Source organism: Microbacterium sp. TS-1 (assembly GCF_000509385.1).
Lineage (GTDB): Bacteria > Actinomycetota > Actinomycetes > Actinomycetales > Microbacteriaceae > Microbacterium > Microbacterium arborescens.
Genome location: NZ_BASQ01000001.1, coordinates 1398962 through 1423340 on the forward strand (window position 1 = coordinate 1398962; position 24379 = coordinate 1423340).

At 70.7% G+C, this 24379-nt stretch carries 18 protein-coding genes; 9 read left to right on the plus strand and 9 right to left on the minus strand.

Going from position 1 to position 24379, the window contains the following annotated elements:
* Positions 1-41 precede the first annotated feature (41 nt).
* On the plus strand, positions 42-5306 hold the full coding sequence (locus MTS1_RS16915; RefSeq protein ID WP_023952514.1) for an SGNH/GDSL hydrolase family protein: 5265 nt from the start codon (positions 42-44) through the stop codon (positions 5304-5306).
* A gap of 108 nt (positions 5307-5414) precedes the next feature.
* Here the strand turns inward: MTS1_RS16915 and MTS1_RS16265 are convergent, their stop codons facing one another.
* Positions 5415-9314 carry an RICIN domain-containing protein gene (locus tag MTS1_RS16265; RefSeq protein WP_023952515.1) on the minus strand — a complete coding sequence of 1300 codons (3900 nt, stop codon included), beginning with the start codon at positions 9312-9314 and terminating at the stop codon, positions 5415-5417.
* A 223-nt stretch (positions 9315-9537) separates the two neighbouring features.
* Positions 9538-10581 (minus strand): LacI family DNA-binding transcriptional regulator, encoded by a 1044-nt coding sequence (locus tag MTS1_RS06630; protein WP_036304681.1) that lies wholly within the window; start codon positions 10579-10581, stop codon positions 9538-9540.
* Between the two features lie 111 nt (positions 10582-10692).
* Between MTS1_RS06630 and MTS1_RS06635 the strand changes: the two genes are divergently transcribed.
* The 6 genes from MTS1_RS06635 (at position 10693) to galE (ending at position 18300) form a co-directional block, all read left to right on the plus strand.
* Positions 10693-11616 (plus strand): carbohydrate ABC transporter permease, encoded by a 924-nt coding sequence (locus MTS1_RS06635; RefSeq protein ID WP_023952517.1) that lies wholly within the window; start codon positions 10693-10695, stop codon positions 11614-11616.
* A complete protein-coding gene (locus tag MTS1_RS06640) occupies positions 11613-12491 on the plus strand; it encodes a carbohydrate ABC transporter permease (RefSeq protein ID WP_023952518.1) in 879 nt (292 codons plus the stop codon). Before MTS1_RS06635 ends, MTS1_RS06640 begins: the two co-directional genes overlap by 4 nt.
* 89 nt (positions 12492-12580) lie before the next feature.
* Positions 12581-13918 carry an extracellular solute-binding protein gene (locus MTS1_RS06645; protein WP_036304682.1) on the plus strand — a complete coding sequence of 446 codons (1338 nt, stop codon included), beginning with the start codon at positions 12581-12583 and terminating at the stop codon, positions 13916-13918.
* A gap of 74 nt (positions 13919-13992) precedes the next feature.
* Positions 13993-15531, plus strand: a complete 1539-nt coding sequence (locus MTS1_RS06650) for an alpha-N-arabinofuranosidase (RefSeq protein ID WP_023952522.1) — start codon at positions 13993-13995, stop codon at positions 15529-15531.
* Positions 15528-17279, plus strand: a complete 1752-nt coding sequence (locus MTS1_RS06655; protein WP_023952524.1) for a beta-galactosidase family protein — start codon at positions 15528-15530, stop codon at positions 17277-17279. The genes MTS1_RS06650 and MTS1_RS06655 overlap by 4 nt, the downstream gene beginning before the upstream one ends.
* A gap of 40 nt (positions 17280-17319) precedes the next feature.
* Complete coding sequence (gene galE, locus MTS1_RS06660; RefSeq protein WP_023952526.1) at positions 17320-18300, plus strand: UDP-glucose 4-epimerase GalE; 981 nt, start codon at positions 17320-17322, stop codon at positions 18298-18300.
* Positions 18301-18337: 37 nt separating this feature from the next.
* On the opposite strand, the gene MTS1_RS06665 is transcribed toward galE, so the two are convergent.
* Positions 18338-19309: a LacI family DNA-binding transcriptional regulator gene (locus MTS1_RS06665; protein WP_023952527.1), complete on the minus strand. Its 972-nt coding sequence runs from the start codon at positions 19307-19309 to the stop codon at positions 18338-18340.
* Positions 19310-19373: 64 nt separating this feature from the next.
* On the opposite strand from MTS1_RS06665, the gene galT reads away from it, so the two are divergent.
* Positions 19374-20534 carry a galactose-1-phosphate uridylyltransferase gene (gene galT / locus MTS1_RS06670; protein WP_036305144.1) on the plus strand — a complete coding sequence of 387 codons (1161 nt, stop codon included), beginning with the start codon at positions 19374-19376 and terminating at the stop codon, positions 20532-20534.
* Positions 20531-21721, plus strand: coding sequence for a galactokinase (gene galK, locus MTS1_RS06675; protein WP_023952531.1), 1191 nt, complete (start codon positions 20531-20533; stop codon positions 21719-21721). Before galT ends, galK begins: the two co-directional genes overlap by 4 nt.
* A 75-nt stretch (positions 21722-21796) precedes the next feature.
* Here galK and MTS1_RS16270 read toward each other — a convergent pair whose 3' ends face one another.
* Genes MTS1_RS16270 through MTS1_RS06700 form a run of 6 tightly spaced genes read right to left on the minus strand, consistent with a single transcriptional unit; the run spans position 21797 to position 24296 of the window.
* Positions 21797-21967 (minus strand): CsbD family protein, encoded by a 171-nt coding sequence (locus MTS1_RS16270; protein ID WP_023952533.1) that lies wholly within the window; start codon positions 21965-21967, stop codon positions 21797-21799.
* A gap of 56 nt (positions 21968-22023) precedes the next feature.
* Entirely contained in the window at positions 22024-22638 is a 615-nt protein-coding gene (locus MTS1_RS06680; RefSeq protein WP_023952535.1) for a hypothetical protein, read from the minus strand.
* The gene (locus MTS1_RS06685) at positions 22635-23219 is read right to left on the minus strand and encodes a hypothetical protein (RefSeq protein WP_023952537.1); all 585 of its coding nucleotides are present in this window, start codon (positions 23217-23219) and stop codon (positions 22635-22637) included. The genes MTS1_RS06680 and MTS1_RS06685 overlap by 4 nt, the downstream gene beginning before the upstream one ends.
* Positions 23216-23611, minus strand: a complete 396-nt coding sequence (locus MTS1_RS06690; RefSeq protein ID WP_023952538.1) for a hypothetical protein — start codon at positions 23609-23611, stop codon at positions 23216-23218. Before MTS1_RS06690 ends, MTS1_RS06685 begins: the two co-directional genes overlap by 4 nt.
* The gene (locus MTS1_RS06695) at positions 23608-23799 is read right to left on the minus strand and encodes a DUF2273 domain-containing protein (protein WP_023952539.1); all 192 of its coding nucleotides are present in this window, start codon (positions 23797-23799) and stop codon (positions 23608-23610) included. The genes MTS1_RS06690 and MTS1_RS06695 overlap by 4 nt, the downstream gene beginning before the upstream one ends.
* Complete coding sequence (locus MTS1_RS06700; protein ID WP_023952540.1) at positions 23796-24296, minus strand: Asp23/Gls24 family envelope stress response protein; 501 nt, start codon at positions 24294-24296, stop codon at positions 23796-23798. The genes MTS1_RS06695 and MTS1_RS06700 overlap by 4 nt, the downstream gene beginning before the upstream one ends.
* Positions 24297-24379: the final 83 nt, after the last annotated feature.

Genomic DNA, 24379 nt, shown 5'->3' on the forward strand with positions numbered 1-24379 from the left:
GCGCGGCGTGCCCTTCTCGCCGATGCTGTCCAGGAGGAACCGTGGCTCCGAGCCGTCCCCCCGTCCCCGTCCACCACCGACCGGTCCGCGCCGGCGCCGCGGTCGCCGCTGCAGCCCTCGTGGTCACTCTCCTCGGCGCGGCGCCCGCCGTCGCCGACGACACCGCCCTCCACCCCCTCGATCCCGGCGAGAGCGTCACGTTCGACTTCGGCCCGGGGGCCATCGCGCCGGGTGCCATCGGAGTGACGGCCGAGACCGCCTTCGACACGGCCGCGGGTTACGGCTTCTCGACGACTCCCACCGCCGATCCGGCGAACGTCGACCGCGGCGGCGACGACCCGTTGCGCTCCGACTTCGTCGCCGCTCACGGCGGCACGTTCGAGATCGAACTCGGCGCCGGCGACTATTCGGTCGCCCTCGTCGCGGGTGACACCGCCGCAGCGACCGATATCTCGCTGACCGTCGAGGGCATCGTGAAGGTGCAGCCCACGGCGAAGCCGGCCGGCGAGTACCTGGAGATGTCGTTCCCGATCGCCCTCGTCGACGGCAGGCTCACCGTGCAGGTCGGCGGCACCGCGGCATCCCTCGCGGGTCTCACCGTCACCCGGCTGGCGGAACGTCCCGCCGGCGCGATCCCGACGACCTACCTGACCGGCGACTCGACGGTGCAGACCTACGACGCCACCGCCTACGCACCGCAGGCCGGGTGGGGTCAGATGCTCGACCGCTTCCTCGCCGACGACGTCGCTGTGACCAACCGGGCCATCGGCGGACGCTCGTCGAAGAACTTCATCACGCAGGGGCGTCTCGACGAGGTCCTCCTCGGCATCCGTCCGGGCGACTACCTGTTCGTGCAGTTCGGCCACAACGACGCGACGCAAGGCGTCGACGACCGCTACGCGTCGCCCGCCGACTACAAGGAGTACCTTCGCGTCTACGTCGAGGGGGCGCGCCAGCGCGGAGCCACTCCGGTTCTCGTGACGCCGGTCGCACGCCGTGACTTCGACCCCGCGACGGGGCTGTTCCGCGTGAGCTTCCCCGCGTACGTCGAGAAGATGATCGAGCTGGCCGACGAGGAGGATGTCGCTCTGGTCGACCTGTCGGCGTCGAGCCGGGCCTACCTCGACCAGATCGGACCGGATGCCGCGAAGGCGGTGTTCCTGCACGTCGACCCCGGTGTCTTCCCCAACCGCCCCGCAGGCACCGTCGACGACACCCACTTCCAGGAGTACGGAGCCATCCAGATGGCTCGTCTCGTCGCGCAGGGCATCGCGGCGCTCGACGACCCGCTCGCCGCGAAGGTCGTCGACGTCGAGCAGCCCGGTGAGCTACCCGCCGCCCCGCAGAACCTCGTCGCGGGAGGCATCAGCAACGCCGGGGCGACGCTGCGCTGGGATGCCGTGCCCACCGCCGACATCTACAAGGTGTTCCGCCAGCGAGCCGCAGACCCCGCCGACACCTGGACGCTCGTCGGGACCGTCACGCAGCCGACCACCATCGTCCAGGGCCTCGAGGAGGGCGCGACGTTCCGCTACCGCGTCGTGGCCGTCAACGGACGCGGCGAGTCCGAGCCGTCGGCATCCGTGGAGTTCACGACCAAGCAGGCGCAGTACCGGTTCGACTTCCAGCTGCCCGGCAACCCGCTCGCCGCGGGGTACACCGAGGTCACCCCGGCGATGGGCTACACCGCCGAGCGCGGCTACGGCTTCACCAACGTCCTGCCGGCCAACGCCGGTCGCGACCGCGGCGCAGCCGACGGCGCCGACGACCTCTCGCGCGATTTCGTGCTGCCGGGCGACAGCTCGACCTTCGCCCTCGACGTGCCGAACGGCACCTATTCGGTCAAGACCTACTCCGGTGACTGGATCGGCTCGTCGCGGACGAGCTTCCGGGTCGAGGGCAAGGACGCCGGGTCGGGCAACGCGGGACGCGCGTCGGTCGCGGCGGTCCTGCGCGGCCCCTTCCTGGTCACCGACGGACAGCTGAGCATCGAGGCCTACGGCGCGGCCGCCGGCACCCGGCTGAACGGACTGGAGATCACGCCGATCCTGCTCGGCCCCGTGGGCTTGCGCGTGACGGGAGTCGATGCCGATCCCGCGGCCCCGCGGATCGACCTCACGTGGGATGCCGAGCCCGGAATGCGCTGGAACATCTACCGCGCCTCCGAGTTCGAGGGCGCGCCGGTGCTCGTCGGCACGGCGGATGAGCCGAGCTACACCGACCGCACCGCCCGCCTGGGTCTCGACTACAGCTACCACGTGACCGCCGTCGACCAGACGGGTCTCGAGTCGGTGCCTTCCGCCACGGTCGGCACGAGCCTCGTCGATCCCGAGGCGGCACCGCCGTCGGCACCGATCGCGCTCACCGCCGAGCGCGTCGACAAACGCGAGATCGAGCTGTCGTGGTCGGCACCGGATGGCGCCGTCTCGGCGCTCGTGTTCCGGTCGCAGACCGCCGGCGAGCGGGGCGACCTCGTGGGCATCGTCGACGTCTCGCGGTTCGTCGACACCGACGTGCTGACGACCGTGCCCTACTTCTACACCGTGGTGGGCCTCGGCGCGGGCGGTCCGGGTGCCGCATCCGAACAGCTCGAGACGCCCGCCCCGACCGTGCTGCAGCGTCAGGCCGAGTACCTCGGCCGCGGCGTCGCAGCTGTCGCGACCGACGACGGGGTGCTCGTGTCGTGGCGGCTGCTCGGAACCGATCCGGCGGACGCCGTGTTCCACGTGTACCGCGACGGCGAGCGCATCACCGACGAGCCGATCACCGCGACGACGAACCTCGTCGACACGACCGGCTCGACGGAATCGACCTACTTCGTCACGAGACTGAGCGCCGACGGAGCGACCGAGACCACCGAATCGGAGCCGGTCTCCGTGCAGACCGCGGCGTACCGGTCGGTCCCCCTGCAACGTCCTGCCGACGCCTATACCCGCGACGGCCAGCCCTACTCCTACTCGGCGAACGACACGACCGTCGGCGACGTGGACGGCGACGGCGAGTACGAGCTCATCGTCAAGTGGTACCCCTCGAACGCGAAGGACAACTCGCAGTCGGGCTATACCGGAAACGTCTACGTCGACGCCTACCGGATGAACGGGGAGCGCCTGTGGCGCATCGACCTCGGCGTGAACATCCGAGCCGGCGCGCACTACACCGACCTCATGGTGTACGACTTCGACGGCGACGGGCGGGCGGAGCTCATCACCCGTACCGCCGACGGCACGATCGACGGAGCCGGAACACCCATCGGCACCGCCGGGGCCGATCATCGCAACAGCTCGGGCTACGTGCTGCAGGGCCCCGAGTTCCTGACCGTCTTCGACGGATTCACGGGCGCCGCCGTCGACACGATCGACTACGTGCCGCAGCGCGGCGACGTCGGATCGTGGGGCGACACCTACGGCAACCGTGTCGACCGGTTCCTCGCGTCGGTCGCCTACCTCGACGGCGAGCGACCGAGCGCGATCTTCAGCCGCGGGTACTACACCCGCGCGGTGATCGGGGCGTTCGACTTCGACGGCGAGCACCTGACGACGCGCTGGGTGCTCGACTCGAACGACGAGGGCGCGGAGTCGATCTACGGCCAGGGCTACCACTCGATGTCCGTCGCCGACGTCGACGGCGACAGCAAGGACGAGATCGTCTTCGGATCGGCCACGATCGACGATGACGGCGACGTGCTCTACTCCACGGGGCTCGGACACGGCGACGCGCTGCACGTCTCGGATCTCGACCCCTCCCGGCCGGGGCTCGAGGTGTTCGCCGCGCACGAGAACATGGCCGCGTCGGGCAACCGCGGTGCGACCTTCCGAGATGCCCGCACCGGCGAGATCCTGTGGGACATCCCCGCAACCGTCGACACCGGCCGCGCGGCATCCGGTGACATCGATCCGCGGCATCCGGGGGCGGAGAGCTGGGCCGTGGGCGGCGACGCGGCCTGGAACTCGCGTACGGGCCACCTCATGACGGCGGCCGGCGAGCGCATCGGCGAGACGATCCCCGCGGCGAACTTCCTCGCCTGGTTCGACGGCGACCCGCTGCGCGAGATCGTCGACCACACGTGGGACGCCGCGACATCGCAGGGCACCCCCACGGTGTCGAAGTGGGACTTCGAGAACGAGACCGCGAACGTCATCCTCAGCGACACCGGCGCCCGGTCGAACAACGGCACGAAGGGCACGCCGAACCTGCAGGCCGATCTGTTCGGCGACTGGCGCGAAGAGATCGTCTGGCGCTCGGCCGATTCGTCGGAGCTGCGCATCTACTCGACCACGGACGAGACCGAGCTGCGCATCCCGACCCTCATGCACGACATGCAGTACCGTGTCGCCGTGGCCTGGCAGAACACCGGGTACAACCAGCCGCCGCACCCGAGCTTCTTCATCGGAGACGGGATGGCTCCCGCGCCGATGCCCTCGATCGCGGTGACCGGCGACCCCTCGGGGGCGACGGACGAGACGGCCCCGGTCATCTCGGGGCTGCCCGAGGACGGCGCGCTGCTGCCCGACACCGGCGAGCTGCAGCTGACGGTCGCAGCCGACGACCCGGAGAGCGGTGTCCGCACCCTCGATGTCGCGCTCGACGGCACGCCGGTCGCCCCCGACGCCGCGATACCGCTCGCGGGGATGTCGGGGGAACGCGTCCTCACGGTGCGCGCGGTCAACCACGACGGTCTCGTGGCGACCGCCGAGGTGCGGCTCGTCGTGTTCAGCGACGACGGTGCCTCGGCGCCGCCCGCCCGAGCATCGCTTCACACCGACAGCGGCTGGAGAGACGGCCGGCACGACGGATCGTTCACCGTGACGATGAACCTCTGGTGGGGAACGAACGGCGGCGCGTACCGCCTCTACGAGAACGGCGAGCTCATCGCCACGCGCCTGCTCGCCCCGAACACGCCCATGGCGCAGGTCGCGTCGGTCGCGGTCGCGGGCCGGTCGAACGGCACATACGTCTACACCGGAGAGCTGGTCAACGCCGCCGGCGTCACGGCCACGACGCCCACGACCGTCGTGGTGACGGATGCCGCGCCGGCTCGTCCCGTCGTCTCGCACGACAACGGCGACGGCGACGGCGCGTTCACCCTGACCACGAACCTGTGGTGGGGCACGAACGGGTCGGAGTACACGCTGTTCGAGAACGGCGTGGAGATCGACCGGCAGCAGCTGACGGTCGCCTCCCCCGCAGCGCAGCGCGCCGTGACCTCGATCGCCGGTCGCAGCCCCGGCACCTACGAGTACGTCGCCGAGTTCGCCAACGACGCCGGGGCCACCCGCTCCGCGCCGATCACCGTCGTCGTGCGCTGACCGCCGTCCGACACAGCACGAAGGCCGTGCCGATCGTTTCATCGATCGGCACGGCCTTCGTCGTCGGGGGCTCCGCCGTCAGGGGCTCCGTCGTCAGGGGCTCCGTCGTCAGGCGTCCCGGGCTCCGACGCGGCGTCGGCGCACGACGACCGCTCCGGCGCCGAGCACGAGCAGCGCGAGCGCGCCGAACAGCGTCGCGGCGATGCCGTCGGCATCCCCGCCCGTGCGTGCGAGGTCACCCGCACCGGTCGAGCCGGCCGTACCGTTCGCGCCCGCGCCCGTCGACGCACCGCCCGAACCAGAGCCCGAGCCCGGCGTTCCCGCGCCGCCATCGGCGCCACCGTCGGTGCCGCCGCCCGTTCCCGGGTCGACGACCGCGGCGGTCGGGACGATCGCCGCGGAGCGAGCACTGCCACCGATGAAGCCGGCCGCTGCCGCGGTCACCTCGACCGAGATCTCCCGGCCTTCGTCAGCAGCGGTCAGCGCGTAGCTGTCGGCCGTGGCGCCGTCGATCGCGGCCCCGTCCCGCAGCCAGACGAACGCGGGCGTCGCGTCCGCCGGGTCGGTGACCGCCACCGCGCGAACGGTCGAGCCGACGCGCGGCTCCCCCGACACGACGGGCGTCTCGACGCCGACCGCCCGGCTGACCGTGACCGTGTACGTCTGCGAGGCGCCATCGGGAGCCGTGACCGTCACGGTCCCGACGCTGGTGATCACGTCATCCGCCGCGGCCGCGGCATCCGCCGCCATCCGCTGCGCGTCACCGGCCTGGTCGTCGCCGGGCTGCGTCACGACGACGGTGGCGTCGTCGTCGACCGCGAGCGCGTGGAGCGTGGGCCACGCCGACCCCGTCGTCGTGACGGTGTACTCCAGCGTGTCCGGCGCGAACCCGTCAACGGGCTCATCGCCGACGGTGAGCCGCGCCAGATCGGCGACGCCTGCCGGGGCGGCTGCGGCCGCGAAGATCTCGACCTCCGAGACGATCATGTGCGTGTCGGGGCGCGCGTTCATCACGACCCGGACCTCGTCGGCGGCGCCGGAGACCGGCACCTCGACGCGCGGCGCGCCCGTCGCGGGCTCCGGCACGGTGACGAGCTCGCCCTCGACCCACTCGCCGCCGCTCTCGCGGTGGTCGACGCGCATGGTCGCGGGCCAGCTCAGCGAGCTGCCGTCACGGTAGAACTGCACGGCGACGCGCGTGAGGGTCTCGCGCTCGGCTAGGACGTAGCTCAGCGTGTCCTGCGGGTTCTTCGCACCAGAGCGCCAGTTCGACCATCCCTTGTCGGTCGTGCTGCCGTTGATGGTGTTGCCCACCGCGTACTGCGTGCTCTCGGTGAAGCTCGCACTCGGAGTGCTCTCGGGAGCGACGTTGCGTTCCGACGCCGCCGTGACGATCACGGTCAGCCGAGCATCGAGCTTCTCGCCGCTCGGACCGGTCGCGACGCCGGGCACCGAGACCGTGCCGGGGTTCGCGAACGCGCCATCGGCGATGCCGTCCCACATCCATTCGACCGGAACGGAGAAGCCTGCGCCCGAGGGACGCAGCTCGGCCTGCACCGTGGTGTCGGCCTGGCTCGTGACGGCGGCGAGGGCGCTTCCGGCGGGTACGGTCACCGATGCCGGCCGCGTCGCGGTGTACGCGCCGATCTCGACCGTGGCGGTCGCTTCGAACGAGCCGCCGAACAGCTCGGTGCCCGTGCCGCGAACCTCGACCGAACCGGTGCGCGAGAAGTCGACCCCGTCGAGCTGCCAGGTCACCGGCGCCGTCCGAACGGTCCCTCCCGTGTAGCGCACATCGACGGCCGCGGGCAGCGTCGGGACGACACCGACCGCGGTCGCGACCGTGACGGGCTCGGTGCCCGCGACGGTCGTGCTCGCGATGCGCCACTGCTGGTTCCCGCCGCCGTTCGAGGTCCACAGTCCCACCGACGCGCCGGGGGTCGTGCTGCCGCCGCCCACGTCGAGGACGCGCTCAGCAGCGACGTTCAGCACCGAGTAGTACGCGCCGTCCGTCGTGGAGGCCATCCACTGCAGTGCGGGATCGGTCGCCGCTGCCGCTGGATCCGCGTCCACGAGCGCCGTGGCCGTGCCGCTCGATGCGAGGAACTGGCCCGACCCGTTCTGCAGCGTGAAGCGGTGGCGGTTGGTGCCCGCCCCCGCGATCGTGCGGACCGTCCACGCCTGTCCGCGGGCGGCGTCGGGGGTGGTGGCGAGAGAGCGGACCGCGAGGGTCGAGCTGCCGTCGAGGGCGAGCCCGCTCTGAAGGCCCGTGAGCTGCACCGTCTCGCCGTCGCGGAAGGCGGCGGCATCCGGTGAGACGCCCGAGACGCCGTCGATCACGAAAGTCACGACCGACTTGGCGGGAACCGTGAGGGTGGCGGTCCGGGATGCCGCGTCCACGGCGACCGGCTGCCCCTGCTGGAGCGCGTTGACGGTGGGCTCCGCCGCGGTCGACTGGGTCGTGACGACGGGGGTCACGGTCGCCCCGGGGGCCACGGTGCCGAAGTCGCTCAGGTCGATCTCGACGATGCGATCGGCTGCCTCGGCGTTGACGTGCACGATCGTGGCACCCTCGCCGTCGGCGTCGATCGCCGCGGTCGACTCCGCGTTGTCGGTCGCGATCAACCGGTCGCCGGGGGTGATGTAGTGCGTGAAGTTGCGGACGGTGTTGAACTTCTCGTTCGTCAGCACCTGGCACGAGGGGTCGGCGTCGCCGTCGCGGAGGCGGCGCTCGGAGTTCCCGTCGGCGTTGCAGTCGAAGTCGATGAAGACGCTGCCCCAGTTGAGCTTCTCGACCTTCTCCATGTTGTAGAGGTCCTCGACCGGCTGCCAAAACACCCACGCGTCCGGCTCGAGCTCACGCAGGTCGCCGACGATGTGCTGGGCCATGCCCAGGCCGTTCTCGATGTCGTCGGTGACGAAGCCCCTGCTGCGGTCGGTCCAGTTGCCCTCGACCTCGCTCATCCACAGCGGCTTGTCGGCGGCCTTCGCGATGTCGCGCACGACCTGGCGCCCGCCGGTGCCGTACGTGTGCACGTTGAGCTGGTCGACGAGGTCCTTCGCCTCCGCAGACCACGTGTTCCAGTTGGTGGCGAAAATGCCGGGGTTGGTCTCGTCCATCGCGGAGATGACGGCATCCGTGCTCGTCCCCGGCTGCGCGAGGCGCTCGGCGAGGGCGGCGATCATCGCATCCTGCGCCTCGGGCCCGATGTGCGCGCCCTCCTGGCGTCCGCCGGTGGGCCAGGTCGCGCCGTCGGGGATCTGCGTGGACCAGTAGTTCGTGTTGGGCTCGTTGAACGGGTCGATCGTGTCGAACGAGATGCCGTGAACCCGCTCGAGCTCGTCGACGACGTTCACCAGGTAGCCGGCGAACTTGTCCATGTCGGCCGGGGCGAGTTGCTCGCTCGTGGCGTTGTTGATCCCGCCCGAGACGTAGCCGCTCTGCGTGAGGAAGTAGGGCGGCGAGTTGCTGAACGCCTCCCAGTGCGTGACCTTGTCTTTGAGTGCGTCGAGCCACCAGCGCTGCGCGGAGTCCTGCGAGAAGTCGTAGGCATCGGGATCGTCGGGGTCCCAGGCATCCCGGTAGCGGTCTCGGTCGGCGAAGGTCGAGGTGATCGCGCCTTCGTCGTCCGTGGCCTGCAGGTCGGGGTTCCAGAAGCCGGGAAGCGCGCCGCCGGGCCGCAGGTACGGCGGGACGTCGGTGGCGTTGCCGCCGCCGATGTTGTAGCGCGCGATGTTGAGGTTGAGGCCCTCGTCGCCGAACACGGCGTCGAAGAGCTTCTGCCGAACGTCGGCGGGGTAGTTCCCGGTCGCGTTGGCGAACCAGACCAGGCTGGTGCCCCATCCCTCGAACGGCTTCTCCGAGGCGGTGGCGGGATTCGGGGCGATCCGCACGGCGGCGGGCTCGGCCGCCTGCGCCGGCGGGGGCGCCGCAGCGGCAGCGGCGGTGAGGCCACCGGCCGCGAGCGCCACGGCACAGGTCATCGACAACAGTCGAGCTGACTTCATCGTCATTCCTATCCGGTCGCTCCGATGCGACCTCAGGCGGGGGTGATGTTGACGTCAACATGTTGACGTCAACACCGAGCCTAAGGGACTGCTGTGCGCGGGTGCAATGGCGCGTTCCTCACGACGAAACTCGGACGATCACGCGAAAGTCGGACCAAATGTCGCGAACGGCCCGAGGAACGCGCGATTCTCCGAGCCCGCGAGCCGGGCAGTCCGGCCCGGGCTAAACGCGGGGCCCTGAGCTCGCGCGCACGACGAGCTCGGTCGGCACGAGCGTGCGCTCGGCCGGCGCCTCTCCCCCGTCGATCTCGGTGAGCAGCGAGCGCACGGCGGCCGCGCCGATGCGGTCGAAGTGCTGGCGCACGGTCGTCAGCGGCGGCCAGAAGTTCGCCGACTCGGGGGCGTCGTCGTAACCGACCACGCTGACACTCGCAGGCACGGGCCGATCGGCCTCGTGCAGCGCCCGGAGCAGCCCGAGAGCCATGCGATCATTGGCGGCGAACACCGCAGTGACGGCGTCGTCGGCGGCGAGCGACCGCCCGATCTCGTACCCCGACTCGGCGGTCCAATCCCCTACGTGCGCCTCGGGCACCCGGGCTCCGCGCGCGACGAGCGTGTCGTGCCAGGCGACCCGCCGGCGCTCCGCGGCGAACGACTCCCTCGGCCCGGAGATGTGGTTGACCGTCTGGTGCCCGAGGTCGAGCAGATGCTCCGTCGCGAGACGCGCACCCAGCGCCTGGTCGTTGTCGACCACGGGATACGGATAATCGGCACTCGAGTCGACCACCACGACGGGGAGGCCCGTGGGCAGCGCGAGCTCGCGCTCGCCCAGCCGGTGCGTCTCGATCAGGATGATGACGCCGTCGACGGCGTGCTCGGCCAAGCGCACGAATGCGCCCGACACATCGGACTGCGTGGCCGACTGCACGGTGATGACAGTGAGCGAGTACCCCGCCTCCGCGGCGACGGATGCCACGGCATCGAGCGTGCGCGTGTTGCCGTAGCTCGCGAGCGAGAACATGATCACGCCGATGCTGCGGAAGCGCCCCGAGCGCAGGGCGCGGGCCGCACTGTTGGGCCGGTACCCCAGCCGCGCCATCGCATCCTGGACGCGAGCCCGGGTCTCGGGGTCGACGTTCTCGCGACCGTTCGCGACGCGCGACACCGTCTGCCCCGACACGCCGGCCATCGCGGCCACGTCGGCCATCGACACCTCGCGGCGCCGTGGCCGCACGTCCGGGCCTGCGGCTGCTCGTGCTTCACCCATGCCCGGATCCTCCTCGATGTTGACGTTGACATGCTAGCGTGCCCGAGTTATGTTTACGTCAACATCCGCGCTCAATCGGCGAGCGCCTGCATCACAGAAGAGGCACGGACGATGACGACCACTACGGCACCCCCTCCCGCCGTGCGCACCGCGCGGAAGCGGCGGCGCGTCAGCGTCGAACAACGCGGATGGCTCTTCGTCGGCCCCTTCGCCGTGGTGTTCGCCCTCGTCTTCCTCGCGCCCCTCGCCTACGCGCTCTACCTCAGCTTCTTCCGCGAGCAGATCGTGGGCGGCAACGCGTTCGTCGGGTTCGAGAACTACCTCACGGCCTTCGCCGACCCGAAGCTGTGGGACGGCTTCCTTCGCGTGCTGCTGTTCCTGCTCATCCAGGTGCCGATCATGCTCGTGCTCGCGCTGGCCGCCGCCCTCGCGATCGACAGCGCGCGCCTGCACGCATCGGGTTTCTACCGGATCATCATCTTCCTGCCCTATGCCGTCCCCGCCGTCGTCGCGGTCCTCATGTGGGGCTACATCTACGGCGACCAGTTCGGTCTCGCCGGCAACATCAACGACCTCCTCGGCGCACAGGTCCTGCGACCCTTCCTGCCCGAGTGGATGATGGTCTCGATCGGCAACATCGTCACGTGGCAGTTCGTCGGCTACAACATGCTGATCTTCTACTCGTCGCTCAAGACGATTCCCGGCGAGCTGTACGAGGCGGCATCCCTCGACGGCGCCGGTGCCTGGCGCACGATCCTCTCGATCAAGATCCCGGCACTGCGCGGCTCGATCGTCATCGCCACGATCTTCTCGATCATCGGCAGCTTCCAGCTCTTCAACGAGCCGAACATCCTCAAGCCCCTGGCCCCGAACACGATCACGACGTTCTTCACACCGAACATGTACGCGTACAACCTCTCGTTCGCCGGCCAGCAATACAACTACGCCGCCACCGTCGCGATCATCATGGGCGTCATCACGGCGGTCATCGCCTACGTCGTCCAGTTGCGCGGATCCCGTCAGGAGATGCGATGACCGCTCCCGCCCTCGCCCGCAGCACGCCGTTCGCCCGGCGGAAGTCCGTCGTGCTCACCGTCGTGATGAGCCTGTTCATCCTCTACACGCTGCTGCCGCTGTTCTGGCTGGTCATCAACGCGACCAAGACCCAGGGCGACCTGTTCACGACCTTCGGCCTCTGGTTCGGCGACAGCTTCAACCTGTGGAACAACATCGTCGACACGTTCACCTACCGCGACGGCATCTTCCTGCGGTGGCTCGGCAACACGCTCCTCTACGTGGTCGTCGGCGCAGGCGGTGCGACGGTTCTCGCGACGATGGCCGGCTACGGCCTGGCGAAGTACAACTTCCGCGGCCGCAAGGCGGTCTTCGCCGTCGTCATCGGCGCCGTAGCCGTTCCCGGCACCGCCCTCGCGGTCCCCACGTTCCTCATGTTCAGCCAGCTGGGCCTGACCAACACCCCGTGGGCGATCATCATCCCCTCGCTCATCAGCCCCTTCGGCCTGTACCTGATGTGGGTGTTCGCGAGCGACGCCGTCCCCACCGAGCTGCTCGAAGCGGCCCGCATGGACGGCGCCAGCGAGATGCGCACGTTCTTCACCATCTCGACGAAGCTGCTCATGCCCGGCATCGTCACGGTCCTGCTGTTCGCGGTCGTCGCGACCTGGAACAACTACTTCCTCCCGCTCATCATGCTCAGCGACCCCGCCTGGTACCCGCTCACCGTCGGGCTCAACCAGTGGAACGCCCAGGCCACGGGAGCCGCGGCCCAGCCGATCTACAACCTCGTGATCACCGGATCGCTGCTGTCGATCATCCCCATCGTCGTCGCCTTCCTCCTGCTGCAGCGCTTCTGGCAGTCCGGCCTGAGCGCCGGCAGCGTCAAGCAGTGAGCGCACCCCCAGACCCCGTATTCCGCACCACCTGAATCAACAACGACCCGAATCCACAACAACGAAGTGAAGGAACTCCCATGACACCCATGCGCAAGGGATCGGCGCTGCGTCGCGCCGCATCCGTCGTGGCCCTGACCGCAGCCGCCGGCCTCGTGCTGGCCGCCTGCTCGTCCTCCGGCCCCGCCGCGGGCAGCGGCAACCCCGACGACCTCGACGCGGCCCTGCAGGCCGGCGGCGAGATCACCTACTGGTCGTGGACCCCGTCCGCCGAGGCGCAGGCCGAGGCGTTCATGAAGAAGTACCCCGAGGTCAAGGTCAACGTCGTCAACGCGGGCACCAACACCGAGGAGTACACCAAGCTCCAGAACGCGATCAAGGCCGGCTCGGGCGCCCCCGACGTCGTGCAGATCGAGTACTACGCCTTCCCGCAGTTCGCCCTCACCGACGGGCTGCTCGACCTCGCGCCCTACGGCTTCGGCGATCTCGAGAGCGACTACACCGCCTCGACGTGGAACTCCGTCGACTTCGACGGCAAGATCTACGGCCTGCCGCAGGACTCCGGCCCCATGGCGCTGTTCTACAACAAGGCGGTCTTCGACCAGTACGGCCTGACGGTCCCGACGACGTGGGACGAGTACATCGCCACCGCGCGTCAGCTCACCGCCGCCGACCCGACGAAGAAGATCACGAACGACACCGGTGACGCCGGCTTCGCCACCAGCATGATCTGGCAGGCGGGCGGGCAGCCCTTCTCGGCCGACGGCACCGACGTGACGATCAACGTCGCCGACGAGGGCTCGAAGAAGTGGGCCGACACCTGGAACACGCTCGTCGAGGACGACCTGATCGCCAGCACCCCGAGCTGGAGCGACGAGTGGTTCAAGGGCCTCGGCGACGGCTCGATCGCGACGCTCGTCATCGGGGCCTGGATGCCGGGCAACCTCGAGTCGTCGGTCGCCGACGCCTCCGGCGACTGGCGCGTGGCCCCCATGCCGACCTACGACGGCACCCCGGTCTCGGCCGAGAACGGCGGCGGCGGCCAGGCGGTCACGAAGCAGAGCGAGAACCCGGCCCTCGCCGCCGCGTTCCTCAAGTGGCTGAACAACGACGAGGAGAGCCTGACGATCTTCGCCGAGAGCGGCGGCTTCCCCTCGACGACGGCGCAGCTCGAGTCGGACGAGTTCCTGAACAAGGCGCCCGAGTACTTCGGCGGCCAGAAGATCAACGAGGTGCTCGTGCAGGCGGCCAAGGACGTGCGTCCGGGCTGGCAGTACCTGCCCTTCCAGGTGTACGCGAACAGCATCTTCAGCGACACCGTCGGGCAGTCCTACGCCTCAAAGTCCGACCTGAACGAGGGCCTCGCCACGTGGCAGGACCAGCTCGTGCAGTACGGCAACGACCAGGGCTTCACCGTCAACAAGTGACGCCCGACGAGGGGCGGGTCGCATCGAGCTTCGGTCCGGCCCGCCCCTCGCCATGTCCCCCCAGGAGAAGAGCAATGACCTCCCCCACCCGCATCTCGCTCGACACGTCCGCCCCGGGCCCTGTCGTACCCCGGCGACTCTTCGGCACCTTCGTCGAGCACATGGGACGCTGCGTGTACGACGGCATCTTCGAGCCGGGTCACGCCACGGCCGACGACGCCGGCTTCCGCGGCGACGTCCTCGAGCTCGTGCGCGAGCTGGGCGCGACGGTCGTGCGCTACCCCGGGGGCAACTTCGTCTCGGGCTACCGGTGGGAGGACGGCGTCGGCCCGCGCGACCAGCGCCCCGTGCGCCTGGATGCCGCGTGGCACAGCACCGAGCCCAATCAGGTCGGGCTGCACGAGTTCGCCGCGTGGGCCGAGCAGGCCGGGCTCGAGCTCATGGAGGCCGTGAACCTCGGCACGCGCGGCGTCGCCGAGGCCGCCGATCTGCTCGAGTACGCCAACCACCCGGGCGGCACCGCGCTGTCGGAGCGCCGCCGCGAGAACGGGCGCGCCGAGCCCTTCGGCATCCGGCTCTGGTGCCTGGGCAACGAGATGGACGGCCCCTGGCAGATCGGCCACAAGACCGCCGACGAGTACGGCCGCCTCGCTGCCGAGAGCGCCCGGCTCATGCGGTTCATCGATCCCGACGTCGAGCTCGTCGCCGCGGGCAGCTCGAACCACGAGATGCCGACCTTCGGCGAGTGGGAGCGCACCGTGCTCCGCCACACCGCGGGACTCGTCGACCACATCTCCGTGCACGCCTACTACGAAGAGTCCCCGGGCGACCCCGCGAGCTTCCTCGCTTCCGGCGCCGCCCTCGACGCCTACATCGGCGAGGTCGCCGACATCATCGACGAGGTGCGCGCCGAGCGCGGCATCACGACCCCCATCGGCATCAGCGTCGACGAGTGGAACGTCTGGAACCAGACCCGGTGGAACGAAGTGGACAAGCCCGAGGTGTTCACCGGCGACTGGCCCGTCGCTCCGCGCCTCATCGAGGACGACTACACCGTGACGGATGCCGTCGTCGTCGGGTCCCTCCTCATCACGATGCTCCGCCGCGCCGACCGCGTCTCGATGGCGAACCTCGCGCAGCTCGTCAACGTCATCGCGCCGATCCGCACCGAGCCGGGCGGCGCCGCCTGGCGGCAGACCACCTTCTTCCCGTTCCAGCTGACCGCGGCCGCGGCATCCGGCCATGTCGTGGTCCCGGTCATCGACACCGGCGTCATCCCGACCGCGCGCTACGGCGACGTGGACGCCGTCGACGCGGTCGCGACGATCGCGGGCGACGAGCTGTCGATCTTCCTCGTGCATCGGGGTCTCGACGCCGAGACGCCGGTCACGATCGACCTCGACCGCTCGGCCGCGCGCGCCGAGGCGCTCGTGCTGACCGTCCCCGCGGGCGGCGACCGGCACACCGTCAACAGCGCATCGTCGCAGCCCGTCGCCCCGGCATCCCTCGCCGTCGAGGTCAGCGACAGCGCTGTGACCCTGACCCTTCCCCCGCTCTCCTGGGCGCGCGTGAGCGTGCGCCTGAACCCCGGAACGAATCGAGTGACCGCGTGACGACCTTCAGCATCGGCGAGACCGACTTCCTCCTCGACGGGCGCCCGCACCGCGTCATCGCGGGAGCCCTGCACTACTTCCGCATCCACCCCGACCACTGGGCCGACCGCATCCGCAAGGCACGGCTCATGGGGCTCAACACGATCGAGACCTACGTCGCCTGGAACGCCCACGAGCCGGTGCGCGGCGAATGGGATGCCACGGGCTGGAACGACCTGGGGCGCTTCCTCGACCTCATCGCGGCGGAGGGCATGCACGCGATCGTGCGCCCCGGCCCGTACATCTGCGCCGAGTGGCACAACGGCGGACTTCCCGTGTGGCTGACGAGCACGCCCGGTATCGGCCTGCGCCGCTCCGAGCCGCAGTACGTCGAGGCGGTCAGCACCTACCTGCGGCGCGTCTACGAGATCGTGGCGCCCCGCCAGATAGACCGCGGCGGCAACGTCGTGCTCGTGCAGATCGAGAACGAGTACGGCGCCTACGGCTCCGACCACGACTACCTCCGCACGCTCACCGAGCTCACCCGAGCCTGCGACATCACGGTGCCGCTGACCACGGTCGACCAGCCCGAGCCGCACATGCTCGCCGCCGGCACGCTCCCCGACCTGCACACGACCGGATCGTTCGGCTCGCGCGCCACCGAGCGCCTCGCGACGCTGCGGGAGCACCAGCCGACCGGGCCCCTGATGTGCTCGGAGTTCTGGGACGGCTGGTTCGACTGGTGGGGCGGGGTGCACCACACCACGGATGCCGCCGCCTCGGCAGCCGAGCTCGACGCCCTGCTCGCCGCGGGAGCCTCGGTGAACATCTACATGCTCCACGGCGGCACGAACTTCGGCACCACGAACGGCGCCAACGACAAGGGCCGCTACGCCCCCATCGTCACCTCGTACGACTACGACGCACCGCTCGACGAATCGGGCCACCCGACCGAGAAGTACCACGCGTTCCGCGAGGTCATCGCCCGCTACGCCCCGGTGCCCGACGAGGTGCCGCCCGCGCGGCCCGCGGCCCCCGTGCTGTCGGTTCCGCTGCGGGCGACGGGCGACTGGCTCCCCGCGGCGGGTTCCGGCGCGGGCGCAGCGGTCACTCCCCCGACGTTCGAGGAACTCGGACAACTCGGCCCTCTCGTGCGCTACGACATCGCGCTGCCCGCCGAGGCGTTCGGAGATTCAGACAGCGCCGTGCTCGCCGTCGCCGAGGTCCGCGACCTCGCCTGGATCGCCGTCGACGGCGCACCCGTCGGCCGCCTGCAGCGCGCGCTGCACGAACGCTCGCTGCCGATCCCGCGCGGGTCGCGGCTGACCGTGCTCGTCGAGGATCAGGGGCGCGTCAACTACGACGTCCGTCTCGGCGAGAACAAGGGCCTCGTCGGCCCCGTCGCCCTCGGCGGACGCGAGCTGACCGGCTGGTCGGCGCAGCCCGTCGGCCTCGCGGCCGTCGCCGCCGGCATCCCCGCCGCTTCCGAGCAGACGACGGCGGGACGCACCGGTCTCGCGGGCACGTTCGACCTCGACGAGCCCGCCGACCTCTTCCTCGACACGGATGCCTGGAGCAAGGGCTTCGCATTCGTCAACGGCTTCTTCCTCGGGCGGTACTGGCGCAACGGCCCGCAGCGCACCCTGTACGTGCCCGCTCCCGCGACGCGTGCCGGGGCGAACGAGATCGTCGTCGTCGAGCTCGAGCACGTCATCGATCCCGTCGCCGCGTTCGTCGCCGCGCCCGACCTCGGCCACCGCGAGGAGTGAGCGCGAGGAAGCCCCGCCGCGATCGGGCAGGATGGATGTCATGAGCTGGATGGTCACCGGTGGTGCTGGATACATCGGCGCGCATGTCGTGCGCGCCCTCGCCGCGGCGGGTCTCGACCCCGTCGTCCTCGACGACCTGTCGAGCGGTCACGCCGGGTTCGTCCCCGAGGGCGTGCCGTTCGTCCGCGGCTCGATCCTCGACCGCCCGCTCGTCGAGGGCGCCCTGCGCGAGCACGGCGTCGAGGGCGTCATCCACGTCGCCGGCTACAAGTACGCCGGCGTCTCGGTGACGCGCCCGCTGCACACCTACGCGCAGAACGTCGAGGGCACGCGGATCGTGCTCGAGGCGATGGAGACCGCGGGCGTCGACAAGATCGTGTTCTCCTCCAGCGCCGCCGTCTACGGCACTCCCGACGTTCCGCTCGTCACGGAGGACCTGCCCAAGCGCCCCGCATCGCCCTACGGCGAGTCGAAGCTCATCGGCGAGTGGCTGCTGCGCGATCAGGCGGTCGCGACGGCGGGCTCCCCCGCACCCCTGCGCCACACCTCGCTGCGCTACTTCAACGTCGTGGGTTCGGGCGACCCGTCCGTGTACGACACGAGCCCGCACAACCTCTTCCCCATCGTCTTCGAGAAGCTGATCGCCGGCGAGACCCCGCAGATCAACGGCGACGACTACGACACTGAAGACGGCACGAACGTGCGCGACTACGTCCACGTCGCCGACATCGCCGCCGCCCACGTCGTCGCGGCCCAGCGCCTCGCGGCCGGAGAGAACGTCGAGTCGGCCTACAACCTCGGGTCGCAGAACGGCCTGTCGGTCCGCGAGATCATGGACGCGATGGCCCGCGTCACGGGCATCGACTTCACCCCGAGGGTCGGCCCGCGTCGCCCCGGCGACCCCGACCGCATCGTCGCCACCGGCGAGCTCGCCGCCCGCGACCTCGAGTGGGCCAACCGCTACTCGGTCGACGAACTGGTGCGCACCGGCTGGGAGGCGCGCCGGGCGGCATCCGTCTGACCGGACCCACATGCCGAACTGAGCTCACGCGGGCGCTTCACCTCAGCGCAGAGCTCGCGCGGACGACGAGCTCGGTGGGCATGGTGTGCGCCGGGGCCGTCGAGCCCGACTCGATGACCTCCACGAGCGCCTCGACGGCACGTGCGCCGAGGGCGTCGAAGTCCTGGCGGACGGTCGTCAGCGGCGGCCGGTACTCCGCGGCATCCACCACGTCGTCGAATCCGACGACCGCGACGTCGTCCGGCACCGCGCGACCGGCGTCGCTGAAGGCACGGAGCAGGCCGAGCGCCATCTGGTCGTTCGCGGCGAACACCGCGGTGGCATCCACGAGCGCCGCACCGGCCGCGTGACCGCCGCGTGAGGTCCAGTCGCCGCGGACGACCTCGGGTACCGCCGCATCCGCGTCGATCAACGCCTCGCGCCACCCGCGCTCGCGTTCTTGAGCCGCGAACGAGGCTGCGGGCCCCGCGAGGTGCTGCACCGTCGTATGCCCCAGCTCGAGCAGGTGCTGCGTCGCCTGTCGGGCGCCTCCCGCGTGGTCGGTCTGCACGATGGCGAAGCGGTCGTCGGGGGGCGAGTCGACGACGACGAGGCGGAGGTCGGCGGGCGGTGCGGTGTCGCGAGCGAGCCGCGTCGCCTCGTTGAGCACGATCGCTCCGTCGACGCCCTGGTCGCGCAGCTGGGCGAACGCCTCCGCGATGTCGCGCGCACCGGCGACCGTCACCACGGCCAGAGCGTAGTCGCGCTCAGCCGCCGCGTCGGCGATGGCCTGCAGCATGCGGGAATTGCCGACCGAGGCGAGGGTCGAGACGACGAGGCCGATCGTGCGGGTCTGGCCGGTGCGCAGCGCCCGGGCGGCGCGATGCATGCGGTAGCCGAGCGTCGCCATGGACGCCTCGACCCGGGCCCGCGTCGCGGGATCGACGCGCGGGCTGCCGTTGGCCACACGCGAGACGGTCTGCGCCGAGACGCCCGCGTGAGCCGCCACCTGGGCCATCGAGACGCGCATGCCGGTCCTCTCGTCGGGGTGTGTTGACGATATCACGGCCGGAATGTAGCGTGTTATCGTGAACATCAGCGCCCCTCCCGCCGTGCCGCTCGGCGCGGGCGTCGTCAAACGCTCCACGCGCCTCGACGACGGCCGCGAGCTTCTCTACTACGACGACCCCGACACGACGCTCGGCCCCGAGCGCGCCGTCGACGCCCGCACCCTCGACCCCCGCCCCGAGACCGCGACGATGCGGCAGGACATCCTGACGGGCGACTGGATCTCGATCGCGGCATCGCGCCAGAACCGCGCCTTCCTGCCCCCGGCCGAGCTCGACCCGCTCGCCCCGCAGACGCCGACCAACCCCTCCGAGATCCCGTCGCGCTACGACGTCGCCGTCTTCGAGAACAAGTCGCCGTCGTTCGGCCCCGCCCTCGCCGAGGCGTTCGGCGGCGCACCCGCGGCATCCGACCCGCCCCGCGGCATCGATGACCTCGCGCACCTGGGCCTCGGCCGCACCCGCACGAGCGTCGGACGCACCGAGGTCGTGTGCTTCTCCCCCGAGCACGCCGGATCCTTCGGAACCCAGACGGTCACCCGCGCCCGTACCGTCATCGAGGCGTGGGCCGATCGCACGGCCGCGCTGTCCGCGCTCCCCGGCATCGAGCAGGTGTTCCCGTTCGAGAACCGCGGCGAGGCGATCGGCGTCACCCTGCCGCACCCGCACGGGCAGATCTACGCCTACCCGTACATCACACCGCGCACGACGCGCCTGCTCGACTCGATCGACCGCACGGCTCCCGATCTGTTCCAGCGCATCCTCGAGTTCGAGCAGGCGGGTCCCCGGGTCGTGCTCCGCGGCGAGCACTGGACGGCGTTCGTCCCGTTCGCCGCGCGCTGGCCGATCGAGGTGCACCTCCTGCCCCACCGGCACGTCGCCGACTTCGCCGAGACGAACGAGGCCGAGCGCGACGAGCTCGCCCCGCTCTACCTGCGATTGCTGCGCGGGATCGACGCACTGTACGAGACCCCGACGCCGTACATCGCGGCATGGCACCAGGCACCGGTCCGCCACGCCCGCGACACCGCCCGCCTGCACCTGCAGCTGACGAGCCCGCGCCGCGCAGCCGACAAGCTCAAGTTCCTCGCCGGGTCCGAGGCCGCCATGGGCGCCTGGATCGGCGACATCCCGCCCGAGACCGCGGCTGCGCGTATTCGCGAGGCTGTAGAAGGAGTGACCCTGTGACCGACACCGATCCGCGCACCGACGCGCGCGACCTGCTGGCCTCCCTCGGCGCGACCGCGACGAGCGAATGGTCGGCCCCGGGCCGCGTCAACCTCATCGGCGAGCACACCGACTACAACGACGGCTTCGTGTTCCCGTTCGCCACTCCCCACCGCACGCACGTCGCGCTCGCCGCCCGCACGGACGGGCGCCTGCGGGTCATCTCGACGTTCGACACCGTGCCGGTCGAGGTCGCGATCGCCGACCTCGACGCGATCTTCCCGACCACAGGTGGCGAGCACGCCGTGCCCGAGTGGTCCGCGTACCCGCTGGGCGTCGCCTGGGCACTGATCCAGGCCGCCGGCGCAGACCCGACCACGCTGACCGGCGCCGATCTCGCGTTCGCGTCGAACGTGCCGGTCGGCGCGGGCCTGTCGTCGTCCGCCGCGATCGAAGGCGCCACCGCCTCGGCGCTCAACGAGCTGTGGAGCCTCGGACTCGACCGCGTCGCGCTCGCGCAGGTCGGCCGTCGCGCCGAGAACGAGGCCGTCGGAGCGCCCACGGGCATCATGGACCAGATGGCCTCGATGCTCGGTGAGCCGGATGCCGCGACGTTCCTCGACTGCCGTTCGCTCGAGACCGACGAGGTCGAGCTCGGCTTCGCCGCCGCGGGGCTGACGCTGCTCGTGATGGACACCAACGTCAAGCACGCGCACTCCACGGGTGGCTACGGCGAGCGCCGTGCCTCGTGCGAGAAGGGCGCGCAGCTCATGGGCGTCCCGATGCTGCGCGACCTGTCGGTCGACGACCTCGACCGCGCCGCCGGCATCCTCGACGACGTCACCTTCCGCCGCGTGCGCCACATCGTGACCGAGAACCAGCGCGTTCTCGACACCGTTCGCACCCTGCGCGAGCAGGGGCCGCGGGCGATCGGATCGCTGCTGGACGCCTCGCACGTCTCGATGCGCGACGACTTCGAGATCTCCGTGCCCGAGCTCGACCTCGCCGTCGAGACGGCGCGGGGCGCGGGCGCCATCGGGGCCCGGATGACCGGCGGCGGCTTTGGCGGCGCGGCGATCGCGCTCGTCGAGACCGGTGCCGTCGACGCGGTGGCCGGCGCCGTCGAGAAGGCATTCGCGGATGCCGGCTACGCGGCTCCGACGATCTTCTCGGTCAGCCCGTCGGCTGGCGCGCGCCGCGACGGCTGATACCGCGCCCGACAACCACGCACGCACGACGAGAGGGGGATGCCGGCCCGGCACCCCCCTCTGCGTTCACGCGACTTACTTGAAGGCGTCCTTGACGTCTTCGCCCGTCTTCTTCGCCTCGGCCTTGACCTGGTCGGCCTTGCCTTCGGCTTCGAGCTTGTCGTTGTCGGTCGCCTTGCCGATGGCCTCCTTCGCCTTGCCGGCGATGTCCTGGGCGGCGTTCTTGATCTTGTCGTCGAGACCCATGATGGGCTCCTCTCCTTCGGTGGTGACGCCCCGGGCGGGGCTGTGGACGTGTGCGGTCAGGACAGGCGGCGCTGGTCGTGCGCCAGCTTCGCGCGCAGCCCCGTGTGGATGGAGATGTAGGTCGTGAGCTGCTGACCCGTCAGAGTGCCGAGGTTGCCGACGAGACGTTCGACGGTCTCGGCCACGTGCAGCGGCGAGGTGTTCTGCCGCGGAGTGACGCTGACGTGCAGCACCGGCTGCTTCTTGATGTCGTTCGCGGTGACACGGGCGCTGAGGATCTCGTCGCGGTCGGCGAGCGCGTTCTTCAGCGCGTCCGCCGCGAATCCCTCGGTGACCGTGATGCGGCCGAGGTCGCTCTCCGCACCCGTCGCCCGGAGTGCGGTTCGGCGGCGGCCGTGGATGCTGCGCACGACCAGAACGATCAGCAGCACGACCAGCAGCGCGAGCGCGGCGAGCACGCCGACGGCGAGCCAGGTGAGGCTCGTGCCCGCGATGACGGTGGCATCCCACGCCTGCTTCGCCCAGTCCTCGGCCCCGGACCCGACCGAGGTCCAGGTGTCGGCGGCTGCCGGCCACACCGCGCCGGCGATGATTCCGCCGCCGACGACGACGAGCACCAGTCCCAGGATCAGGAGGATCGTGCGGTTGACCGCGCGATTGGTGTTGTTCATGCGTTCTCCTCCTGTTCGCGGGGCCGCTCGACCCGCACCGCGGTGCGCAGCTTCGACGCGAGCCGATACGACTCCAGCTCCGCGTCCGCCAGGGCGCGGACCTGCGTCTCGTCGACGGGGACTCCCACCGCGGGGGTGAGGGTCACATCGACCGAGCGGTGGCCGACACCGACCCGCACCTGGTCGCGGGGCAGTCCGCTCTCGTCGCTGACCCGCTGCGCGATCGCCGAGGCGATCACGCCGTTGTCGGCGACGACGGCGCTCTCACCGACGACGAGCTGGTGCTTCGACAGGCGGCCCGGGGCGACGGCGAGCGCCACGAGGATGACGCCGAGCACCGCGATGACCGCGCCGATGGCGACGCTGACGCCGACCGGCACCTCCGTCGGGAGTCCGACGACCCACCCGAAGGCGGCGGCGGGACCGAGGAGAAGGGCCGGCTGACCGGCGAGGTTCAGCACGATCTCCGTACCGACGTAGACGAGCGCGAGGATGACGAGGACGACGGCGACGATCATCGCGACGGTGCGCGGCGAGTGCGTCTCACGCCGCACGACGCGGCGCAGCACGGGACTGCTCATCGGACTCTCCTCCTTGCGGGTGTCGTGGCGCCGATGACGGTGATGTCGACGCGCGTGACGGGCTTGCCCAGCACGCGGCCGAGCTCTTCCTGCACGCGGCGCTGGGCCTCACGGGCGATGTCGACGACGGCTCCGGCGGCTCGCACCGCTTCGGTGTCGTCGAGCGACGGGACGGGGAACGGCGCCTGGATGCGGACGGCCACCCCACCCCGGTGATCGGATGCCGTGACCGACACACGGTCGACGTCCACGCCGATGACCTGGGATGCGATCTGCTCCGAGACCTTCCGCACCACGCGCTCGCGCACATCGACCCGTCCGGCGAGACCGGACGCCCCGCCGGTGGCGGCCGTGACGCCGCCACCGGGACGGATGGCCTCTGCGACGGTCATGACGAGGTGCGCCGCCCGGTCAGCACGTCGGCCAGCCCGCGGACGTCGAGCTTGCCGGACGCGATGCGGCCGACCGCGGCACCGATCGCCATGAAGAGGGCGACGAGGAGGAATCCCCAGAAGCCGAACAGCAGGGCGGCGGCGGCGAGGATGGCGCCGATGAGCGCACCCGAGACGGTGGCGCTCATGCGACGCGCGACTCGGACTCGTCGTCGTCGTCAGCGCCGGCGATGTGCACGTCGTTGACCTCGACGTTGACCTCGACGACCTCGAGGCCCACGAGTCGGCTGATGGCACCGGCAACGGCGGCACGGACGTTGTCAGCGACCTCCTGGATCGGCGCGGGGTACTCGACGACGATCGTGAGGTCGGCTGCGGCCTGGGTCTCGCCGACCTCGACCTTGACGCCCTGCGACAGGTCGGTGGCGTTGATGGCGTCGCGGATCGCACCGAAGGCGCGGGCTCCGCCGCCACCGAGGGCGTAGACGCCGGCGACCTCACGGGCTGCGATGCCGGCGACCTTCGCCACGACGCCGTCGGCGATCGTGGTCTTGCCCGCGGCATCGGTGTCGGCCGGGACACGCGACGACGAGAACGTGCGGTCGACGCGCGAAGCCTGCGGCGCGGCGGCCTGCGACTTCGTGGTCTCAGCAGCGGGGGCGGTGTTCTTCTGGTCCTCAGCCATGACGTTTCCTTATCTGTCTGCGTTGTCCGATGCAAGCTCTCGGCTCGTCATTCGGTGAGCGTTACGTTCGCTCTACAGATAAG

Excerpts from the sequence above, each read along its gene's own strand:
- MTS1_RS06645 (WP_036304682.1), top strand. The coding sequence starts at position 12,581 with ATGCGCAAGGGATCGGCGCTGCGTCGCGCCGCATCCGTCGTGGCCCTG.
- MTS1_RS06650 (WP_023952522.1), top strand. The coding sequence starts at position 13,993 with ATGACCTCCCCCACCCGCATCTCGCTCGACACGTCCGCCCCGGGCCCT.
- galE (WP_023952526.1), top strand. The coding sequence starts at position 17,320 with ATGAGCTGGATGGTCACCGGTGGTGCTGGATACATCGGCGCGCATGTC.
- MTS1_RS16265 (WP_023952515.1), bottom strand. The coding sequence starts at position 9,314 with ATGAAGTCAGCTCGACTGTTGTCGATGACCTGTGCCGTGGCGCTCGCG.
- MTS1_RS06690 (WP_023952538.1), bottom strand. The coding sequence starts at position 23,611 with ATGACCGTCGCAGAGGCCATCCGTCCCGGTGGCGGCGTCACGGCCGCC.
- MTS1_RS06665 (WP_023952527.1), bottom strand. The coding sequence starts at position 19,309 with ATGCGCGTCTCGATGGCCCAGGTGGCGGCTCACGCGGGCGTCTCGGCG.
- MTS1_RS06685 (WP_023952537.1), bottom strand. The coding sequence starts at position 23,219 with ATGAGCAGTCCCGTGCTGCGCCGCGTCGTGCGGCGTGAGACGCACTCG.
- MTS1_RS06635 (WP_023952517.1), top strand. The coding sequence starts at position 10,693 with ATGACGACCACTACGGCACCCCCTCCCGCCGTGCGCACCGCGCGGAAG.
- MTS1_RS06680 (WP_023952535.1), bottom strand. The coding sequence starts at position 22,638 with ATGAACAACACCAATCGCGCGGTCAACCGCACGATCCTCCTGATCCTG.
- MTS1_RS16270 (WP_023952533.1), bottom strand. The coding sequence starts at position 21,967 with ATGGGTCTCGACGACAAGATCAAGAACGCCGCCCAGGACATCGCCGGC.
- MTS1_RS06640 (WP_023952518.1), top strand. The coding sequence starts at position 11,613 with ATGACCGCTCCCGCCCTCGCCCGCAGCACGCCGTTCGCCCGGCGGAAG.
- MTS1_RS06630 (WP_036304681.1), bottom strand. The coding sequence starts at position 10,581 with ATGGGTGAAGCACGAGCAGCCGCAGGCCCGGACGTGCGGCCACGGCGC.
- MTS1_RS06700 (WP_023952540.1), bottom strand. The coding sequence starts at position 24,296 with ATGGCTGAGGACCAGAAGAACACCGCCCCCGCTGCTGAGACCACGAAG.
- MTS1_RS06695 (WP_023952539.1), bottom strand. The coding sequence starts at position 23,799 with ATGAGCGCCACCGTCTCGGGTGCGCTCATCGGCGCCATCCTCGCCGCC.